This window comes from Ruegeria sp. BHSC026, from assembly GCF_059613065.1.
Genome location: NZ_JBXWRV010000014.1, coordinates 28,359 through 44,945 on the forward strand (window position 1 = coordinate 28,359; position 16,587 = coordinate 44,945).

The 16,587-nt window shown below is 66.6% G+C and carries 12 protein-coding genes; 5 read left to right on the top strand and 7 right to left on the bottom strand.

The genetic code is table 11. The features are described 5' to 3' along the window. Nucleotides 1-18: 18 nt before the first annotated feature. The 5 genes from AC2FME_RS14985 to AC2FME_RS15005 all read right to left on the bottom strand — a co-directional run bounded on the left by AC2FME_RS14985 (nucleotide 19) and on the right by AC2FME_RS15005 (nucleotide 8,364). Nucleotides 19-543 carry a hypothetical protein gene (locus AC2FME_RS14985; RefSeq protein ID WP_496800852.1) on the bottom strand — a complete coding sequence of 175 codons (525 nt, stop codon included), beginning with the start codon at nucleotides 541-543 and terminating at the stop codon, nucleotides 19-21. After that, nucleotides 524-3,505, bottom strand: a complete 2,982-nt coding sequence (locus AC2FME_RS14990; RefSeq protein ID WP_496800853.1) for a TM0106 family RecB-like putative nuclease — start codon at nucleotides 3,503-3,505, stop codon at nucleotides 524-526. The genes AC2FME_RS14985 and AC2FME_RS14990 overlap by 20 nt, the downstream gene beginning before the upstream one ends. Next, nucleotides 3,502-6,108, bottom strand: coding sequence for an AAA family ATPase (locus AC2FME_RS14995; protein ID WP_496800854.1), 2,607 nt, complete (start codon nucleotides 6,106-6,108; stop codon nucleotides 3,502-3,504). The genes AC2FME_RS14990 and AC2FME_RS14995 overlap by 4 nt, the downstream gene beginning before the upstream one ends. 3 nt (nucleotides 6,109-6,111) lie before the next feature. Beyond that, entirely contained in the window at nucleotides 6,112-7,239 is a 1,128-nt protein-coding gene (locus tag AC2FME_RS15000; RefSeq protein WP_496800855.1) for a metallophosphoesterase family protein, read from the bottom strand. A 147-nt stretch (nucleotides 7,240-7,386) separates the two neighbouring features. After that, nucleotides 7,387-8,364, bottom strand: a complete 978-nt coding sequence (locus AC2FME_RS15005) for a helix-turn-helix transcriptional regulator (protein WP_496800856.1) — start codon at nucleotides 8,362-8,364, stop codon at nucleotides 7,387-7,389. A 98-nt stretch (nucleotides 8,365-8,462) separates the two neighbouring features. Between AC2FME_RS15005 and AC2FME_RS15010 the strand changes: the two genes are divergently transcribed. Further along, entirely contained in the window at nucleotides 8,463-9,110 is a 648-nt protein-coding gene (locus AC2FME_RS15010) for a hypothetical protein (RefSeq protein WP_496800857.1), read from the top strand. 527 nt (nucleotides 9,111-9,637) lie between these two features. On the opposite strand, the gene AC2FME_RS15015 is transcribed toward AC2FME_RS15010, so the two are convergent. Continuing rightward, nucleotides 9,638-9,952 (bottom strand): type II toxin-antitoxin system RelE/ParE family toxin, encoded by a 315-nt coding sequence (locus AC2FME_RS15015; protein ID WP_496800858.1) that lies wholly within the window; start codon nucleotides 9,950-9,952, stop codon nucleotides 9,638-9,640. Beyond that, nucleotides 9,949-10,212 carry a type II toxin-antitoxin system ParD family antitoxin gene (locus AC2FME_RS15020; protein ID WP_496800859.1) on the bottom strand — a complete coding sequence of 88 codons (264 nt, stop codon included), beginning with the start codon at nucleotides 10,210-10,212 and terminating at the stop codon, nucleotides 9,949-9,951. The genes AC2FME_RS15015 and AC2FME_RS15020 overlap by 4 nt, the downstream gene beginning before the upstream one ends. Before the next feature lie 202 nt (nucleotides 10,213-10,414). On the opposite strand from AC2FME_RS15020, the gene repA reads away from it, so the two are divergent. The 4 genes from repA to cas3 all read left to right on the top strand — a co-directional run bounded on the left by repA (nucleotide 10,415) and on the right by cas3 (nucleotide 16,580). Continuing rightward, complete coding sequence (repA, locus tag AC2FME_RS15025; RefSeq protein ID WP_496800860.1) at nucleotides 10,415-11,650, top strand: plasmid partitioning protein RepA; 1,236 nt, start codon at nucleotides 10,415-10,417, stop codon at nucleotides 11,648-11,650. Further along, a complete protein-coding gene (repB, locus tag AC2FME_RS15030) occupies nucleotides 11,640-12,569 on the top strand; it encodes a plasmid partitioning protein RepB (RefSeq protein ID WP_496800861.1) in 930 nt (309 codons plus the stop codon). The genes repA and repB overlap by 11 nt, the downstream gene beginning before the upstream one ends. A 196-nt stretch (nucleotides 12,570-12,765) precedes the next feature. Beyond that, nucleotides 12,766-13,953, top strand: coding sequence for a plasmid replication protein RepC (gene repC, locus AC2FME_RS15035; protein ID WP_496800862.1), 1,188 nt, complete (start codon nucleotides 12,766-12,768; stop codon nucleotides 13,951-13,953). Nucleotides 13,954-14,027: 74 nt separating this feature from the next. Beyond that, entirely contained in the window at nucleotides 14,028-16,580 is a 2,553-nt protein-coding gene (gene cas3, locus AC2FME_RS15040) for a CRISPR-associated helicase Cas3' (protein WP_496800863.1), read from the top strand. Nucleotides 16,581-16,587 lie beyond the last annotated feature (7 nt).

Here is a 16,587-nt window from a genome sequence, read left to right on the forward strand (position 1 = left end):
CGCGTCGCGCGCCATTCGTCAATCGGTGTTCGGCCCCTGAGTGCCGACATCTCGTCGCAGCTCGACCCTGCGCGATTCCGGGTCGGTCAGGCGGGTCAGCAGGGCCGCCAGATAGCGGTGCCCATCCGCCCATGACCCCTCGGTCCAGCGTGTGTCATCGGGGGTCAGGCGGCCGCTGCGGATCTCGGCCGTCAACAAGCCCGGAAGCGTGTCATAAGCCGCGGCCGGCAGCGCGCGGGGCGGCAGTTTGTCCAGGAACCAGAGCACCGTGTCGACGGCCTGCCCGAACCGGCAGGTCATCAGGAAGCGTTCATCGGACATCAGCAGGTTGCGCCGCAGGACCGGCCCATCGTCCTGCGTGATCTTCAGACCCGACAGAACCGCCGCGACGGCGTGACGCTTGGGCGCGGTCAGGCCCCAGAACGCGGCGCTCCACTCGTCGGGGAACAGCTGATCCAGCCGCGCGGCCAGCGGCGCGCAGGCTGCGAATGTGCCGGCCGGAATGCGCCGGGTCAGGGTGTCGTCAAACAGTTTTTCCAGCATCCGCCAGGCTCCTTGTCGGATCACAACAACGTCTGTGCCACTCGCCGTCCCCTCCAAGCGGTTTCAGTGCCGCCAGCGCGTTGACCAGGCGCATCTGCTCGACCGTGTCGCAGGGGGTGGCGGGCAGTTGCGGCGACGCAAAGACAAGGCTCAGCGCCTTGGCGCGGCTGATGGCGACGTTCAACCGCTCGCGCGAGAGCAGGAAATCCAGCCCGCGCGACGTTTCCGCCGCCGAACTGGCCGTCATCGAGATCAGGGCGATCGGGGCTTCTTGACCCTGGAACCGATCCACCGTGACCACGCGCACGCCCTCCAGCGCCTCGGTCAGAGCGTTGACCTGCGCATTGTAGGGGGCGACGACGATGATGTCGGACCGGGTGATCGGGCGGGTCGTGCCGGTCTTGTCGGTCCAGCTGCCGCCCAGCAGGCGGTCGATCATGGCGCGGATGGCGACGACCTCTTCGGGGCAGTCCTGCGCGCGGCCCTCATGCGGGACGGGCACCAGGAAGGCGCCCGCACGGGGCAGCCCGTCCACCATCACCGCCTGCCGCGCCGTGTCGGAATGGGCGGTCAGCGTGCCGGCATAGAACTGGTCCGAGACATAGGCGGTCACGTCCGGGTGCATCCGCCTTGTGGTGTCCAGATACAGGCCGCGGTCGGGCGGCAGCACCGGGGCGTCGCCGATGATCCAGTCCAGACAGGATAGGTCGGCCGGATGCGGATGCGCGCCCTGGATTACCTGCGGCAGCAGGCGCGGATCACCCACCAGCACCAGGTTGCGCGCCGCCCGCGTCATCGCCAACGCATTGGCCAGCGACACCTGCCCGGCCTCGTCCACGAACAGATAGTCGAAGGCATCGGCCAGATCGTCGCGCGCGAACAGCCAGGCGGTGCCGCCGACCACATGGGCGCTGGTGTGCAGCGGGTCGTCCGACGACCGGGTCTGGCGGATTGCCTCGAACCCTTTGGGCAGAGGCACGGCCCCGGCCTTGTCCTTGTGGGCGATGGTCAGATCCTCGACCGTCAGGTCGATGTCGTCATCCGCCAGCGCCTTGATGCAGCCCATCAGCACGTTGCGGATCGCCTCGTGGCTGTTCGAGGCCACGCCCACCCGCTTGCCCCTGCGCACAAGTGACAGGATGGCGCGGGCGGTGACATGGGTCTTGCCGGTTCCGGGCGGCCCCTGCACCGGCAGCACGGTGTCGTCCATCGCGCCCACGGCTGCGATCAGACGCTCGACCGGGTCGCCCGTGGCCCGCAGCGGCGAGGGCCCGACAAAGCGCGGCGCAGCGCGGGTCAGCAGATCTTCGGCGGCGCGGTTGCGGCGCGGACCGCACTGATCGGCGATCACCGCCGCGATGGCCGAGGGGATCGGATGCGGGTTGATGGCGAAATTCGGCAGCAGGTCCAGCCGGTCGCGCAACACATCAGCATTCTTGTTGCCCACCTTCAGGGTGACCGTGCGCGCCGCGCGGTCCATTGCCGTAATCGTCACCGAGGCCATCGACCCGTCGCCCCGGTCCACGCAGGCGGTGGCATCGCGGCGCAACTTTGTCTCCTGAAACGGGTAGCGATAGCTGCGCTCGACCGAGGATTTCACCGATTGCGCCGGCCCGGTCGCGCGCAGCCCTGCCAGACAGTCCAGATCATCGGCCAGATCGTCGAAATCCTTGCCCGCGGCATCGAACACCGCCCAGGCGGCGGGCTTGGCCTCGCGTTTGTGGAACTGCCCCAGATCATAGAGCAGCTTGCGCCGGTCCTCGGGCAGATCGGCCCCGGCCAGCCGTTCGCGCAGCAGGTCGGCCTCGGCGTCGGCCTCGTCGGTCTTTTCGCTGGTCGGCTCACCCAGCTCGTTCCATGTCGCCCAGTCGGGTCGCAGCCCCAGCAGCCAGTCGCGCAGCTTCTCGGTCGAGATACAGTCGATCCGGTTGTAATCCTCGATCTCGTCCAGAATTCCCTGGTCGCCGGTCTCGCGCCAGGCCTCGTAGGCTACGACCGAGCCGCCGGCGGTCTTGACCTCGCCGGTGCGGGCGATGTCGTAGAAGGCTTCCATGTCCTTGATCGAATAGCTCTTTTCCGACGCGATGATCCCGCCGCGCACCACCGCGTAAAGGTCCACGAACCGCCCTTCGCGCAGCCAGCGGTCCAGCGTCGGCCCCGCGATGCGCGGCACGCGTTCGGTCCGTTCGGCCAACGCGGCCATGGTGGTGATCCCGGCGGCTTCGAGCCGCTGAACCTGCGGGCGGGTGATGTTGGCGACCTGGAACAGGCTGTCCTCGTTTTCCCAGACCTGCTGGCAATGTTCGCGCCAGCGGCACAGGCCGCAGGTTTTGCAGGGCACCGGGCGCGTCGGATACGGGTCGGCCACGAACCGTTCCAGCCGCTGCCGCGCGGCGCGGGCATAGGCGGCGTATTCCGACAGGCGAAAGCTGAACCGCTGCCCGTTGCCCAGCTGCACATGGGCGCGGTCTGGCACAATGCCCTGAACCTGCGCCAAGAGGTCGGAATACAACACCAGCTGTAATACATGGCCCGGCGCGGGTTTGCGTTTCAGCTTGGTGTCCACCACCTCGTAGGAAAACCCGCCCATGTCCGAGGGCCGTTCCACCCGCTCCAGAAAATCAGAGTATCCGCCCCACATGCCGCCTTCGAGCGCGCCCTGAAAGATCACCTCGGGGCCGGTGCGCAAGGCGGTCAGCGTGTCGGCCACCGCCCGGTCGAAGGACGCGCCCTCGGTCTCGATCCGCGCGATGCTGCGCCCCTGTTCGGTCAGGTGCTGCAAATGGTCGGCCTCATGCGCGTCGCCGTGGCGTTGCAGCAGTTCGGCGTCGGCGCTGTCCTCGACCGGTTCGGGGCCGCTGCCCTGCAGCCTCTGCAAATCCAGCGTCGCGACATGGGCGCAGGCCATGAAGCGCATCAGGTCCGAGGCGGACAGGCGGATTTGGCCATCATCCAGCTTCATGCCGCGTCCTCCGCACCCGCGATCGTCAGGGCCGTGCCGCCCAAGGCGCGGAAGGCCCGTTGCCGGCATGAGAACACGATGACCTGCAGATCCTGCGACTGCCGGGTCAGGGCGTTGAACATCTGCTCGATCCGCTCGTCGTCGGTATAGACGATGGCATCGTCCAGAATGACCGGTGCCGGGCGGCCGTCCCGGGCCAGGATGCGGGCAAAGGCCAGCCGCACCAGCAACGAGATCTGCTCTTGCGTGCCGCCCGACAGCACGCCGAACTCCTCCTCTTCGCCCCGGCGCGAGATGCGGGTGATCAGCCCGGTATCGGCGTCGATCACCGGTTCGGCGTCGGGCCAGATCATCCGCAAAAGCGGCACCAGCTCGCGGTGGACGGCAGTGACATAGTTTTCGCGCGCGGTGTCGCGGGCGGACTGCAACGCGCGTTCCAGCCGTTGATGCACGGCGATGTCGAAGTTGATGCGGGTCAGACGCTGCTCGGCCTGTTGCAGCTGGTCCTCAGTCAGGGCCAGCTCCTCTTCGACCGCGTTGGAAGAGACCACCGAGATGCGTGAATTCAGCCCGGCATGCTCCTCGCGCAGGCGGGCGATCGTGTCAGTGGCCGATTTGATCACCGACTCGGCCCGCGTCATGGCGGCCTCGGCCGCCGCCAGATCGGGGGCATTCTCCAGACGTGCCTCCTGCACCTGTCGGGCCTGTTCAAGCGCGCTGGCTGCCACCTGTCGCGATGCCCGCAGATCGGCCAGTGCTTTGGCGGGATCCTGATGGGTTCCCAAGGCCTCCTGCGCCCTCATGGCTCGGTTTTCGGCATTGGCCATGTCGACCTCGGCGCGCGTCAGGCTGTCCTTCGTCGCATCCGCCGCCGATCGCGCGGCCTCAAGCGCTTCGGAGGCATCTGCCAACGCGTCCTGCGCCGCCATTTCGGCGGCTTCCGACTGTGCCACGTCCGGCACGTCTCCTTCGGTCTCCACCGGCTCGGGCAGCGCATCATGCTCGCTGCGCAGGGCATCCAGTCCGTGCGGGGCCAGCGCCCTGAGGTCGGCCTCGGCCTGCCGCAGTTGCGTTTCGATCCCGCGGCGGCGGGTCAGAGACTCTCTTGCCGCACTCACGCTCTCCATTCCGGCCTCGGTCAGCGCGGCCTGCAACGCGGCTTCGGCCTCGGCCACCGCGCTGTCGTCCGCCTGCGCCGCGCTGATCTCGATCTGCCCGATCCCATCGAGATCAAGCATCGTCCCGGTCAGAACCGGATGCCTCTTGTCGCCCTCGACAGGCTGGCCTTCGCAGGTGATCCGGCCTTCGCCGCCGGCGCAATAGGTGATGCTGAAGGCCGCCGCCGCGTTCTCGTGGCTCTTCCTCGCGATGCTCAGGTCGCGGGCCAGCTCTTCCAGCTTGTCCAGCGTTTCCGGAGCAATTTCGCCGCCCACCTGCTTGCGCAGCTCTGCGATGCGCGCGCCCAGAGCGTCGGCCTTTGCGATGCGGTCCTTGAGTTCGGCGCGTCGGGTGGCCGAGGCTGCTGCCTCTTTCGCCCGCATGGCCCGACGCAGGTCGGCTGCCGCGTTTTCAACCGCTTTGCGGGCCGTTTCATGAGCCTTCTTCGCCCCTTCGAGTCGCTTTTGCGCCTCGTCATTCTGGCCAGTGCGCTCATCAACGACCGCCTTTGCCTTTTCCACGGCGTCCTGGGCGGATTTCGCCTCGGTGAGGACGCCGTCCAGCGCCTCGATTTGGGCATCGCAGGAGTCCAACTGCGCCGACAACCGGGCGATCTCGTTTTCCTTGGCCTTCACCGCACGGTCATGCTCGCGCGCGGCATCGAGGGTTTCCCGGGCCTTCTCAAGCGCTTGGGCGCGTTCCTGATGGGCCTCGGGCGCGTCCAGCTCGGCCAGTTCGCGGCGCAGCTGGCGGCGGCGCTCCAGATCCTGTTGCAGGGCCCGCATGTCGTTGCGCAACTGGTCGCGGCGCTCGGTCAGGGCCTCGACCTCGGCCAGCGCCTGCTGCAACCCGCCATTGGCCTTGGGGCGGCCGGTGCCCGTCAGGTGCTGACCCAGGAACGCGGCGCAGCGGGCCAGCGCGGTCTCCATCCGCCGCCCGCCGGTCATCGCCTCGACCTCGCCCGCGACCGAGGTCATGATGTCGCGCCGCGCCTGCTGTTCCTCGCCGCCGCTGTCCAGCCCGACAACCCCCTGCCGCACCCACAGCAGCCCCGCCGGGCCGCCATCCGAGGGCGGTTTCAGCAGCCCCGACAGCATCGCGTCGGCCTCGGATTTCTGGGCGACCAACATACTTTCACGCCACAGTTTCGCATCCTTGCGCGCACCGCTGCCGCTCCAACATTTCATCAGTTTCCACTGCGCGCCGTCGGCCTCGAATTCCACGACGACCTCGGGGTCGCCGCCGACGCGGGGCACCAGCGCCTTGACCGTCTTGTCGAACGACCTGTGGCCGACGAAAAACGCCGCGTGCAGCGCCTCGAAGAAGGTGGATTTGCCATGTTCGTTCGGCGCCACCAGCACGTTCAGGCCGGGGCCGAACCCGTCGATGCGGACCGGGTCCACGAAACGGCGCACGTTTTTCAGAGTGACCGAGGCGATCTGCATCGCTCAGCCCTCCCGCACCAGCGACCACAGGCGGTTCAGCGCCGCCTGCGCCACGCGCCGGTCTTCGGCCGAAACCTCGGACCCTTGCGCCTCGGCCCGCAACTCCTCGGCGGCCGTCCGCAAGGCGCCGCCCGCGGCGATCAGGTCCAGATCGTCGGCCTCGTATTCGGTGGCCAGTTCGTCATCGCGCAGGTCGAACAGGGCGAAATCCGGCGCGGCGCGGCGCACGGCGTCCTGGAGCGCGGCGCGTTCGGTCATGCGCAGGTAACCTTCGGCGCGCAGCTGCACCAGCACGTCGCGCCGCGCCGCCCGGTCTGTCGGCAACAGCCGATCCAGCTCGGCGCCCAGATCCATGCCCGGGCTCAGCATCAGCTCGGGTGCGCGCCAGTCAAAGCGGCCGATCTCGACCGGCGTGATCTCGGGCATCGCGCCCGGACCTTCGATTGTCACCGCCAAGCACAGTCCTCGTCCGCCATGTTTGAACCGGTCCCGTTCAGGCGTGCCGCTGTAGCAGGTGCGTTCACCGATGGTCAGTTGTCCGTGCCAGTCGCCCAAGGCCAGATAGTCCAGCCGCGCGGTGCGGGCGCGGTCCGGCGGGATCAGGGCCGAGCCATCGAAATCCTCGCCGAAGGACACCACGCCGCCATGCGCCAGCCCGATCCGCAGCGCCCCCTCGGGCGTTTCGGCCCCGGCCATCCACGCGGTCAGGTCCGTGCCCGGAAATTGACGCGGCAGCGGCGCGGGCAGCAGGACCACGCCTTGGGACATCTCGACGGGCTCGTGATGGCGCAGCAGGCGCACGTTGGGGCCGCATTCCTCCTCGAAGGCGGTCCACAGTTCCTCGCCCTGCAACGAGTCATGGTTGCCCGGGATGATCCACCAGATGATGTCCTCGGCGGCGCTCATCGCGGTGGCGGCCTGGCGGCGGACCTGCGCCGACGGGCCGGTGGTGTCGAACAGGTCGCCGGCGATCAGCACATGGTTGGCGCCGTGATCCCGCGCAGCTTGGGCCAAGCGGCCGATCACCTCGAACCGCGCCTCGATCAGGCGGCCGCGCAAATCCTCGGGCATGGAGCCGAACCCTTTGCCAAGATGCAGGTCCGAGCTGTGGATGAAACGAAAATCGGCCATCAAGTCTTCCTCGTCAAAACACGTCGCAGCGACAAAATGCATCGCCGCCGCATACCGATGTGACATCCGGGGGTGTCAAAACCTGTCGCAGGGGGCGGCCCCTGCCCCGAAAAAATGCTGGAAATCCGGAACAAAGATGAAACATAATCAGGGAAGTGCGTCGAAATCGCCGCGCCGGGCCGGGTGGACCAGCCGTGCCAGCGTCTCGGGGGCCACCACCTCGACCGAATCGCCCCATTGATACAGGTGCCAGGCCATCTCGAGCCAGCCGCCCGCGTGAAAGCGCACCTCGAGCCGCCCGTCCTCAAGCATCCGCGTGGTCTGGCCGGGGTGGAACTGCCACGAGGACGCACGCTCGGCCGCGTCGGGGGCAAAGCGCCAGATCACCTCGCCATACTGGCTGTCGTCATGGTACGAGCCGAAGGCGCGGGCGGCGTGATCGGCCAGGCTGAACCCTTCGTCGCGGGCGAACCAGTTATCCGTCGCGGTGGCCTCCTCGATCCGGTCCAGCCGGAAATGCCGCAGCCGGTCGTCCTTGTCGGGCTGGCGTGCCACCAGGTACCGCCGCGCGCCCAGCAGGATGCCATAGGGTTCCAGCAGGCGCTGCGTGCCGGTGTATCGGACCCGCAGGCGGTACGGCCCTCGCAGCGCTTTTGAAATCGCATCCACGATCCCGGCTTCGATCCGGGCCACGGGGCCGGGGCGGGCCGCCATGCCATAGGCTTCCAGCAGCGCCTCGGCATCGGCTTCGGCGCGGCGCGCGCTGGCCGAAGGGATCGCCGCCAGCAGCCGTTCGCGCAGCCCGGCCAGCGCCTGCCGCTGCCGCAGGTCTGCCGGATCATCCAGCCGCGCCAGCGCCACCTCCAGCGCCTCGAGCTCATCCGCGCCGTTCAGCGCCAGCGCCGACAGGCGGTTGGGCTTGAGCGCCCAGCGGCGGGTGCGGTCGGGGTCTTCGATCACGCGGACCGAATGGGGAAACGCCTCGTGCAGGGCCTGGGTCATGCGCTGCGCGGTGCGCCGGGTGACGCCGAACGCCTCTTCGATCTCGCGCAGGCTGACCCCGCGATGACGTGCGGCGGCCATGTCCGCCAACCGCAACAGATCCTTTGCCTTTTCGAACGACATGCCCCGCCCCGGTTTCTGCCTGTCCGGTGTATGGCGAATATTGCACCCGGCCTCGGGAATTGCCAGTCTGAGTTGAAACGCATCGAGGATATTCCCGCATGTCTGATTTCGACCGATTGAAAACCCGTCAACGCGCGATCCGCGACGGCTTCCCGTCTGACTTCGGCCTGCGCATTCACCGCGCCATCAGCTGGCTTGGCCGGGCCGAGCGTGAAACCGAGGACAAGGATGCGGCCTTCCTGTTCTACTGGATTTCCTTCAACGCCGCCTATGCGGCCGAACAGGATCTGGCAGGCGAAAAGGATCTTTTCCGCAGCTACCTGCAGAAGGTCGTGGCGCTGGACCACAGCCACCGCATCTATGATGCCGTCTGGACCGGCTTTCCCGGTCCGATCCGCATGTTCCTGCAAAACCGGTTCGTCTTTGGCCCCTTCTGGCACCATTTCAACGGGGTCGAGGGCTTTGACGACTGGCAGGACCGTTTCGCCACCTCGAAACGCCGCTTTGCCGAGGCGCTCAAGGCCAGGGACACGCTGACCATCCTGTCGATGCTGTTCGACCGGCTGTATGTGCTGCGCAACCAGCTGATCCACGGAGGTGCCACCTGGAACAGCGGCGTGAACCGCGACCAGATGCGCGACGGCACCGCCATCCTGGCGTTCCTGGTGCCGGTGTTCATCGACCTGATGATGGACGCCCCCGACCAGGACTGGGGCGCGCCCTTCTATCCGGTGGTGCAGGAGTGACGGCTGCATTTCGACGGGATCTGCAAAAACAGACTTCGGTCCCGATGTGCTTGGGCAAGTTCGGATTTCCCCAGAAAGTCCAACGGTCGAAGCCGAAGGCGCCGCGGACATCAAGACATTTGAGATTCGGGCGCCTTTTCGATGGAGTTCTCAGGATTTTGTAACGGATTGTCCGTTTTGTAACAGCCCCTTACATATTCCGTTACACGAATAATAAAATAGTTTCAATGACTTAAGTATATATGTAACACGTAACAAGAAATAGAATAGAATATATAAACGCACACGCGCCTACGCGCGCGCACGCACGCGCACCCATGAAGACATACATTTTTGCGTTACGCGTTACATCTGTAACACCTTTGAAAACAAACAATAATTTTGTAACGGCGAAAAATCGGCTTAAGCGGTTTCTTAAAATATCAAGTAAAAACAATATACTATCTGTAACGCTCGGCACGCCTTTGCCAGCCAGCCTCTTGGAACACTCCACGCGTCGACTTTGATACAAGGTCCCCCTGCCCCGCTCACCCGCGTCGGCCGATGCGCCCCATCCAGTCGGCGCCGCCATAGGTGATCGACAGCACAAGCACCTCGCGCCGGTCCTCGTCGATGGTGAAGGCGATCACCGCCCGACGCGCGGCCGGGATGGCGCGCAGGCCCGGCAGGATGTGGTCGCGCAGCGATCCGCGATGCGGCTGCTCGGTCAGGCTTTGGGCGGCATCGGCGATCCGGGCCAGCTTGTCGCGCGCCACGCTGGGCCCGGCATAGTCGGCGATCAGCTCGGCGATGGTGATCAGATCCTGGGCCACGGCGGGGTGGTACCGCAGGCGATAGCTCACTCGGGGCGCTCCAGCGCCTGCAGGGCCGCGCCGAAGGTGGTGTCGTGATCGACGAAGGAGTCGCGCGGCGTGGCGGCGCGGCGTCGGATTTCCTCGGCCATGGCGTTCAGCGCGGTTTCGCGGGCCTGCTCATCCTCGATCATCCGCTCGATCGCGGCGGCCACCGCGGCCGAGGTCGAGGCATAGACCCCCTCGCCCACTTTCGATTTCAGAAATTCGTGGTGGCGGTCGGTGAAACTGAGCGTGGTTTTGACGGTCATGAGGTGTCTCCTTGCAGGGAATACTTGGTCATACCGCACCCCCGAGTCAAGCCCGCTGGGCCCGCCGCCTTGTGCCCCGCCCCCCTGCCCCACAGGATGTTGAAGAAAACACTTGCAAGAATCGGCGCTTGTGCCCCATTACTTACGGAAACAAGTGAATAAAACGGCGCCAACCGTAACAACGGCGCCGGATGAGGGCAGAATGGAGCAAGCGACCACAGACGCAACCGTAACGGATGCGCCGCAGACTGGCCACACCCAGGAACGGATCGACCTGCTGGTGGGCGACCATGCCCGGCGGCTGTCGGAACGGTTGCAGGCGCATCGCGCGCAGCTGTTTCCGCCTGACGCCAAGCGGTCGCTGCGCAAGTTCACCTCCGGCGAGGCCGCCGATCTGCTGGGCGTCAAGGACGCCTATCTGCGCAAGCTGCATCTGGATGGCCGCGGCCCCTCGCCCGAGATCCGCGCCGGCGGGCGCCGCTACTACTCGCCCGAGGATATCCAGGCCCTGCGCGAACTGCTTGAGGCCGGGGCGAAAACCCCCGGCACCTATCTGCCCGGCCGCCGCGACGGCGACCATCTGCAGGTGATCACGGTGATCAATTTCAAGGGCGGCTCGGGCAAGACCACCACCGCCGCGCATCTGGCGCAGAAGATGGCGCTGGACGGCTACAAGGTGCTGGCCATCGACCTGGACCCGCAGGCCAGCCTGTCGGCCCTGCACGGGTTCCAACCCGAGTTCGACCTGCTGGATGGCGGTACGCTCTATGACGCGATCCGCTATGACGATCCGGTGCCGCTGCGCGAGGTGATCCAGCAGACCTATTTCACCAATCTCGACATCATCCCGGGCAACCTCGACCTGATGGAGTTCGAACATGAAACGCCCCGCGCGCTGGCGCAACGGGATGGCAACCTGTTTTTCACAAGGATCGGCGATGCGCTGTCCTCGGTCGAACAGGAGTATGACGTGGTTGTCGTCGATTGCCCGCCGCAGCTGGGATTTCTGACCATGTCCGCCCTGTCGGCGGCCACCGCGGTGCTGGTCACCGTGCATCCGCAGATGCTGGACGTGATGTCCATGTGCCAGTTCCTGCTGATGACCTCGAACCTGCTGGGCGTGGTCGGCGAGGCGGGCGGCAACATGTCCTACGACTGGATGCGCTATCTGGTCACCCGCTATGAACCCGGTGACGGGCCGCAGAACCAGATGGTCAGCTTCATGCGCTCGATGTTCGGCGAGCATGTGCTGAACCACCCGGTGCTGAAATCCACCGCGATTTCCGATGCCGGGATCACCAAGCAGACACTCTACGAAGTGGAAAAGGGCCAGTTCACCCGCGCCACCTATGAGCGCGCGATCGAAAGCCTGAACGCCGTGAACGGCGAAATCGAGGCGCTGGTCCAGGCCGCATGGGGACGAAGCCATGGCACGTAAGAACCTGTTGCAGGGGCTGATGGACAGCCCCCCTGCCCCGCAATCCGATCCGGCGCGTGTCGACGTGGCCAAGCCGCGCTATGGCTCGGGCGCGATCGGGGCGGTCAGCCAGTCGATTTCCGATCTGAAATCGCGCGCGGTGCAGGAAATCGATCCGCGCATGATCGACGCCGGCGGGCTGCGCGACCGGCTGGAAGAAAACGCCGGGCTGGACGAGCTGATCGAGTCGATTCGCGAATACGGCCAGCAGGTGCCGGTGCTGCTGCGGCCCAACCCAAATGACGCGGAACGCTATCAGGTGGTCTATGGCCGCCGCCGGGTGGCCGCGCTGCGCCAGCTGGGCCAGCCGGTCAAGGCGTTGATCCGGGTGCTGGACGACCGCGCGGTGGTTCTGGCGCAGGGGCAGGAAAACACCGCCCGCCGCGATCTGAGCTTTATCGAAAAGGTCAATTTCGCCCGCCAGATGCAGGAGATGGGCTATGACCGCAAGGTGATCTGCGACGCGCTGCATGTGGACAAGACATTGATTTCACGCATGCTTTCGGTGGCCGACCGAATTCCGGCCGCGCTGATCCAGGCGATCGGGGCCGCGCCCTCGGTGGGGCGGGACCGGTGGCTGAAGCTGGCCGATCTGTTGACTTCCGGGCAGGAGCAGGCCGCCATCGCCGCCGCGCAGGGTGACACCTCGGATGACCGGTTCGAAGCGGTTCTGGTGGCGCTGACCCCGCGCAAGCCCCCTGCCCCGCGTCAGGACCAGCCGCTGCTGGGGTCCGACGGCAGGGCGCTGGGGCAGGTCCGGCGCAGCGGCAGCAAGGCGGTGCTGACGCTCGATGCCAAAAAGGCCCAAGGCTTCGACCAGTGGCTGATCGAGAATATTTCAGAGCTTCATCACCGTTGGACGAACGAACGGGATGAGTGATCCGCCCCGGCGGAAAAATCGTGGAGCAGCAACAAGGAGGCACGAACAGACAGGACGGAAGAAAAAGACCCCCCAAAACCGAAGTTCCGAGAGGCCTCAATTGGTGATTTAGCACCTCCAATCTAAGGTCCGGGGTTGACGGCTGTCAACCGGCGTCGCGTGCGGCGGGGTAAAAAGTTTTGTCTCGTGACAGGATATGGAACACATTGCAACGACGCCCTTCGGGCAGCGGCCGGTAACGGCTGGCCTGATCGAACAGGTGACGGCCATGAACGCGGCCCCCGAAATCGCACATATCGACAAGTGGGAGCTGCTGCGTGATTTGTGCACGGCGCGGCAGGCCTTTGGGGTGACGGACCGGGATCTGGCGGTGCTGAACGCGCTGGTCTCGTTCCACCCGAACGCGGCGCTGTCGGACAATGACAATCTGATCGTCTTTCCGTCGAACGCGGCGCTTTCTGAACGGGCGCATGGCATGGCCGAAAGCACCCTGCGCCGGCATCTGGCCGTGCTGGTACGGGCCGGGCTGATCCTGCGCCACGACAGCCCCAACGGCAAACGCTATGCGCGCCGGGGCGTGGATGGCGAGATCGCCCGCGCCTTCGGCTTTGACCTGCGCCCGCTGCTGCTGCGGGCGGCCGACATCCGGCAGGCCGCGCAGCAGGCCCGCGCCGACCAGGCCCGTCTGGCCATGGCGCGCGAGAAGATCTCGCTGATGAAGCGCGACGCGCTGAAACTGGCTCTGTACGGGCAGGAAAACGCCCTGCCCGGCGACTGGGAGGCGCTGCTGGCCGATCTGATGGCGGTTCACAAGCAAATGCGCCGCAAGCTTAGCCTGGACGAGGTCGAGGCGCTGGAGCCGCAGCTTGAGGATATCCTGCGGGAGATTAACCGTGCATTGGCGTTTGAGTCAGAAGAAATGAGCGGCACTGACGCCGATTCCGGGCGGCAGTATCAGAATTCAAATCCAGATAACCTTGAATCTGAACTCTGCCATGAAAATGGCGAGGGCGGCGGGGTCAGCGCCCCCCCTGAACAGGATCGCGAGTTGCCCCGTATTCCTCTGGCGCTGGTGGTCAAAGCCTGCCCCGACATCCTGCCCTATTGCGAGGGCGAACTGCGGGACTGGCGGGATCTGATCACGGCCGCCGCCTTCGTGCGCGGCATGATGGGGATCAGCCCCTCGGCTTGGGAAGAGGCCAAGGAGTTGATGGGCCCCGAAACGGCGGCGGTCACCGTGGTTTGCATCCTGCAACGCTTCACCGAGATCAACAGCCCCGGCGGATATCTGCGGGCGCTGGCGGCGAAATCGGCGGTTGGGGCGTTTTCGCCCGGCCCGATGGTGATGGCCTTGCTGAACGGCACGACCCGCGCGGCGGCCTGAGTTGACAGCTGTCAACCGGGTTGCCCGCGGCGCGGGAATTGGCCAATCTGGGCGCAGAATTTTCGAGGCCCGCATTGACTGACCTGACCCTTTCCCGCCTGGCCCGTGACTGGCCCGGAAAATCGCACCCGTCCGAGCACCCTGCCCTGTGGCACATGCTGGATGTCGGCGCTGTGGCGCAGCACCTGCTGACCGCCCGCCCGATCCGCGGCGGCGCCACCGATGCCGCGCTGGCGCTGCTGGTGGCGCTGCATGATCTGGGCAAGATCAGCAATTCCTTCCGGGCGATGCTGCGCGAGGGCCGTGGCCAGATCTGGCGCCATTGGGAACACAGCGCCCTGCTGCTGCGGCACCACGATGCGGTGCTGGCGGATCTGTTCGGCGGTTCGGACAGCGTGCGCCGGATCCTCTATGAGGCGATCGCAGGCCATCACGGCGGCCCGCGCCAGACACCCACGGCCAGCGAACGTCAGCAGCAACTGGACCAGATCGGCCCCGAGGCCCTAGCGGATGCCGAACAGGCGATCCGGGCCGTTGCCGCGCTGTTTCCCGGCGCGTCGCTGGATGGCATCGACGCGACCGGCGCCAAACCCCTGTCCTGGCTGCTGAATGGGCTGGTGGTGCAAAGCGACTGGATCGGCTCGAACCCCGATTGGTTCCCGCCCGCCGCGCCCGACATGCCCTTGCCCGCATATTGGGCGCGGGCCTGCGCGCAGGCCGAGCATGCAGTGGCGGCAACCGGGTTATACGCGGCCTCGGTGACCGATGTGGGAGACGAACGCATCCTACCGCCCGACGTTGCCCCGCGCCCGATGCAGCAGGCCGCCCGCGACTGCGCCCTGCCTGACGGCCCGGTTCTGGCGGTGATCGAGGATGCCACCGGCGCCGGCAAGACCGAGGCCGCGCTGATCCTGGCCGCGCGGATGATGCAGGCCGGCAAGGCGGATGGCCTGTTTTTTGCCCTGCCCACCATGGCCACCGCCAACGCGATGCTGTCGCGGGTTCAGGCCGCCGCGCCCGCCCTGTTCGACGGCGCGCCGACGCTGGGTCTGGCCCATGGCCGCGCCGCGCTGTCCGAAGGGTTCCGAAGTCTGATCGGCGGCGAAGGCGCCAACCCGGAAACCGGCCCGCATTGCACCCGCTGGCTGGCCGATGACCGCCGCCGCATCCTGCTGAGTGATATCGGCATCGGCACCATCGACCAGGCGCTGTTTGCCGTGCTGCCCACGCGGTTCAACGCGCTGCGGCTGCGGGCCCTGGCGCGCAAGGTGCTGATCGTGGACGAAGCGCACAGCTATGACCCCTATATGGAGGCCCAGTTGAAGCGCCTGCTGACCTTTCAGGCCCGCTTGGGCGGATCTGCGGTGGTGATGACGGCCACCCTGCCGGGACGGATGAAACAGGGTTTCGTCACCGCATTCCAGGCCGGTCTGACCCCGCCGCGCCCCAGCCGGGGCCGCCGCCGTCCGGCCGTTCCGGCAGCCGACCCGCCCACCGCGCCCTATCCGGCCCTGACCATCGCCACCACCACCGCCGAGTTGACAGCTGTCAACCCGGCCGAACCCACCGTGCGCCGGGTTGGTGTGAACCGCCTGCCGGATCACGCGCAGGCGGTGCAGTTGATCGCCGAAACCAGCGCGCAGGGGGCCGCCTGCATCTGGGTCCGCAATGCGGTGGATGACGCGATCGAGGCGGTCGAGGCCCTGCGCGCCGCAGGGGTCGAGGCCGACCTGCTGCACGCCCGTTTTGCCATCTGCGACCGGCTGGAAAAAGAACGCGCCTTGCAGGCGGTGTTCGGCAAATCGGGCCAGGGCCGGGTAGGGCGGGTTCTGGTGGCGACACAGGTGGCGGAACAGAGCCTCGATCTGGACTTCGACGTGATGGTCAGCGACCTGGCGCCGATCGGCGCGCTGATCCAGAGGGCAGGGCGGCTGTGGCGGCACATGGATGCGCGGCCCGCCCCGACCCGACCGGTGCCCGAACCGGTCTTGCATGTGCTGTCGCCCGATCCCGACCGAGTGGAAAACGACCGCTGGCTGCATCAGGTGCTGGGGGCGGGGGCCTATGTCTATCCGCCCACGGTGACGTGGCGCAGCGCGCGGGCCCTGTTCGACGCCGGCGAACTGCGCGCCCCCGACGGGCTGCGCGCCCTGATCGAGGCGGTCGAGGGCGCCGACCCGCTGCCGCTGCCCGAGGCGCTGGAGGGCGAGAACTTTCAACATATCGGGCAGCAGATGGTCGAGCGGCAATTGGCCGAGAACTGCCTGATCTCGGCTGCCGAGGATTTTGCCCAAGACGCCATGCGCAAGATCTGGGACGACGAACAGTTCCCGACCCGGCTGGGCGTGCCGCAGGTGACGCTGGCGCTGGCGCGGTGTGGGGCAGGGGGGGTAGTGCCCTATGCCGGTGACGGGCCGGACGGCTGGGCCATGTCGGAACTGCAGGTCTCGAAACCGCGGTTCGACAAGCTGACCCCACCCGACCAGACCGACCCGGCCATCACGCGCATCAAGCAGGGCTGGTCCGAGGCCCGCGCGGCCTGTACGATCATTGCGCCTTTGGGCCCGGAGGGGCGGATTTGTGAGGGGTTGCGCTATGATCCCGAATTAGGCGCGATTTGGGATTGAAAATACC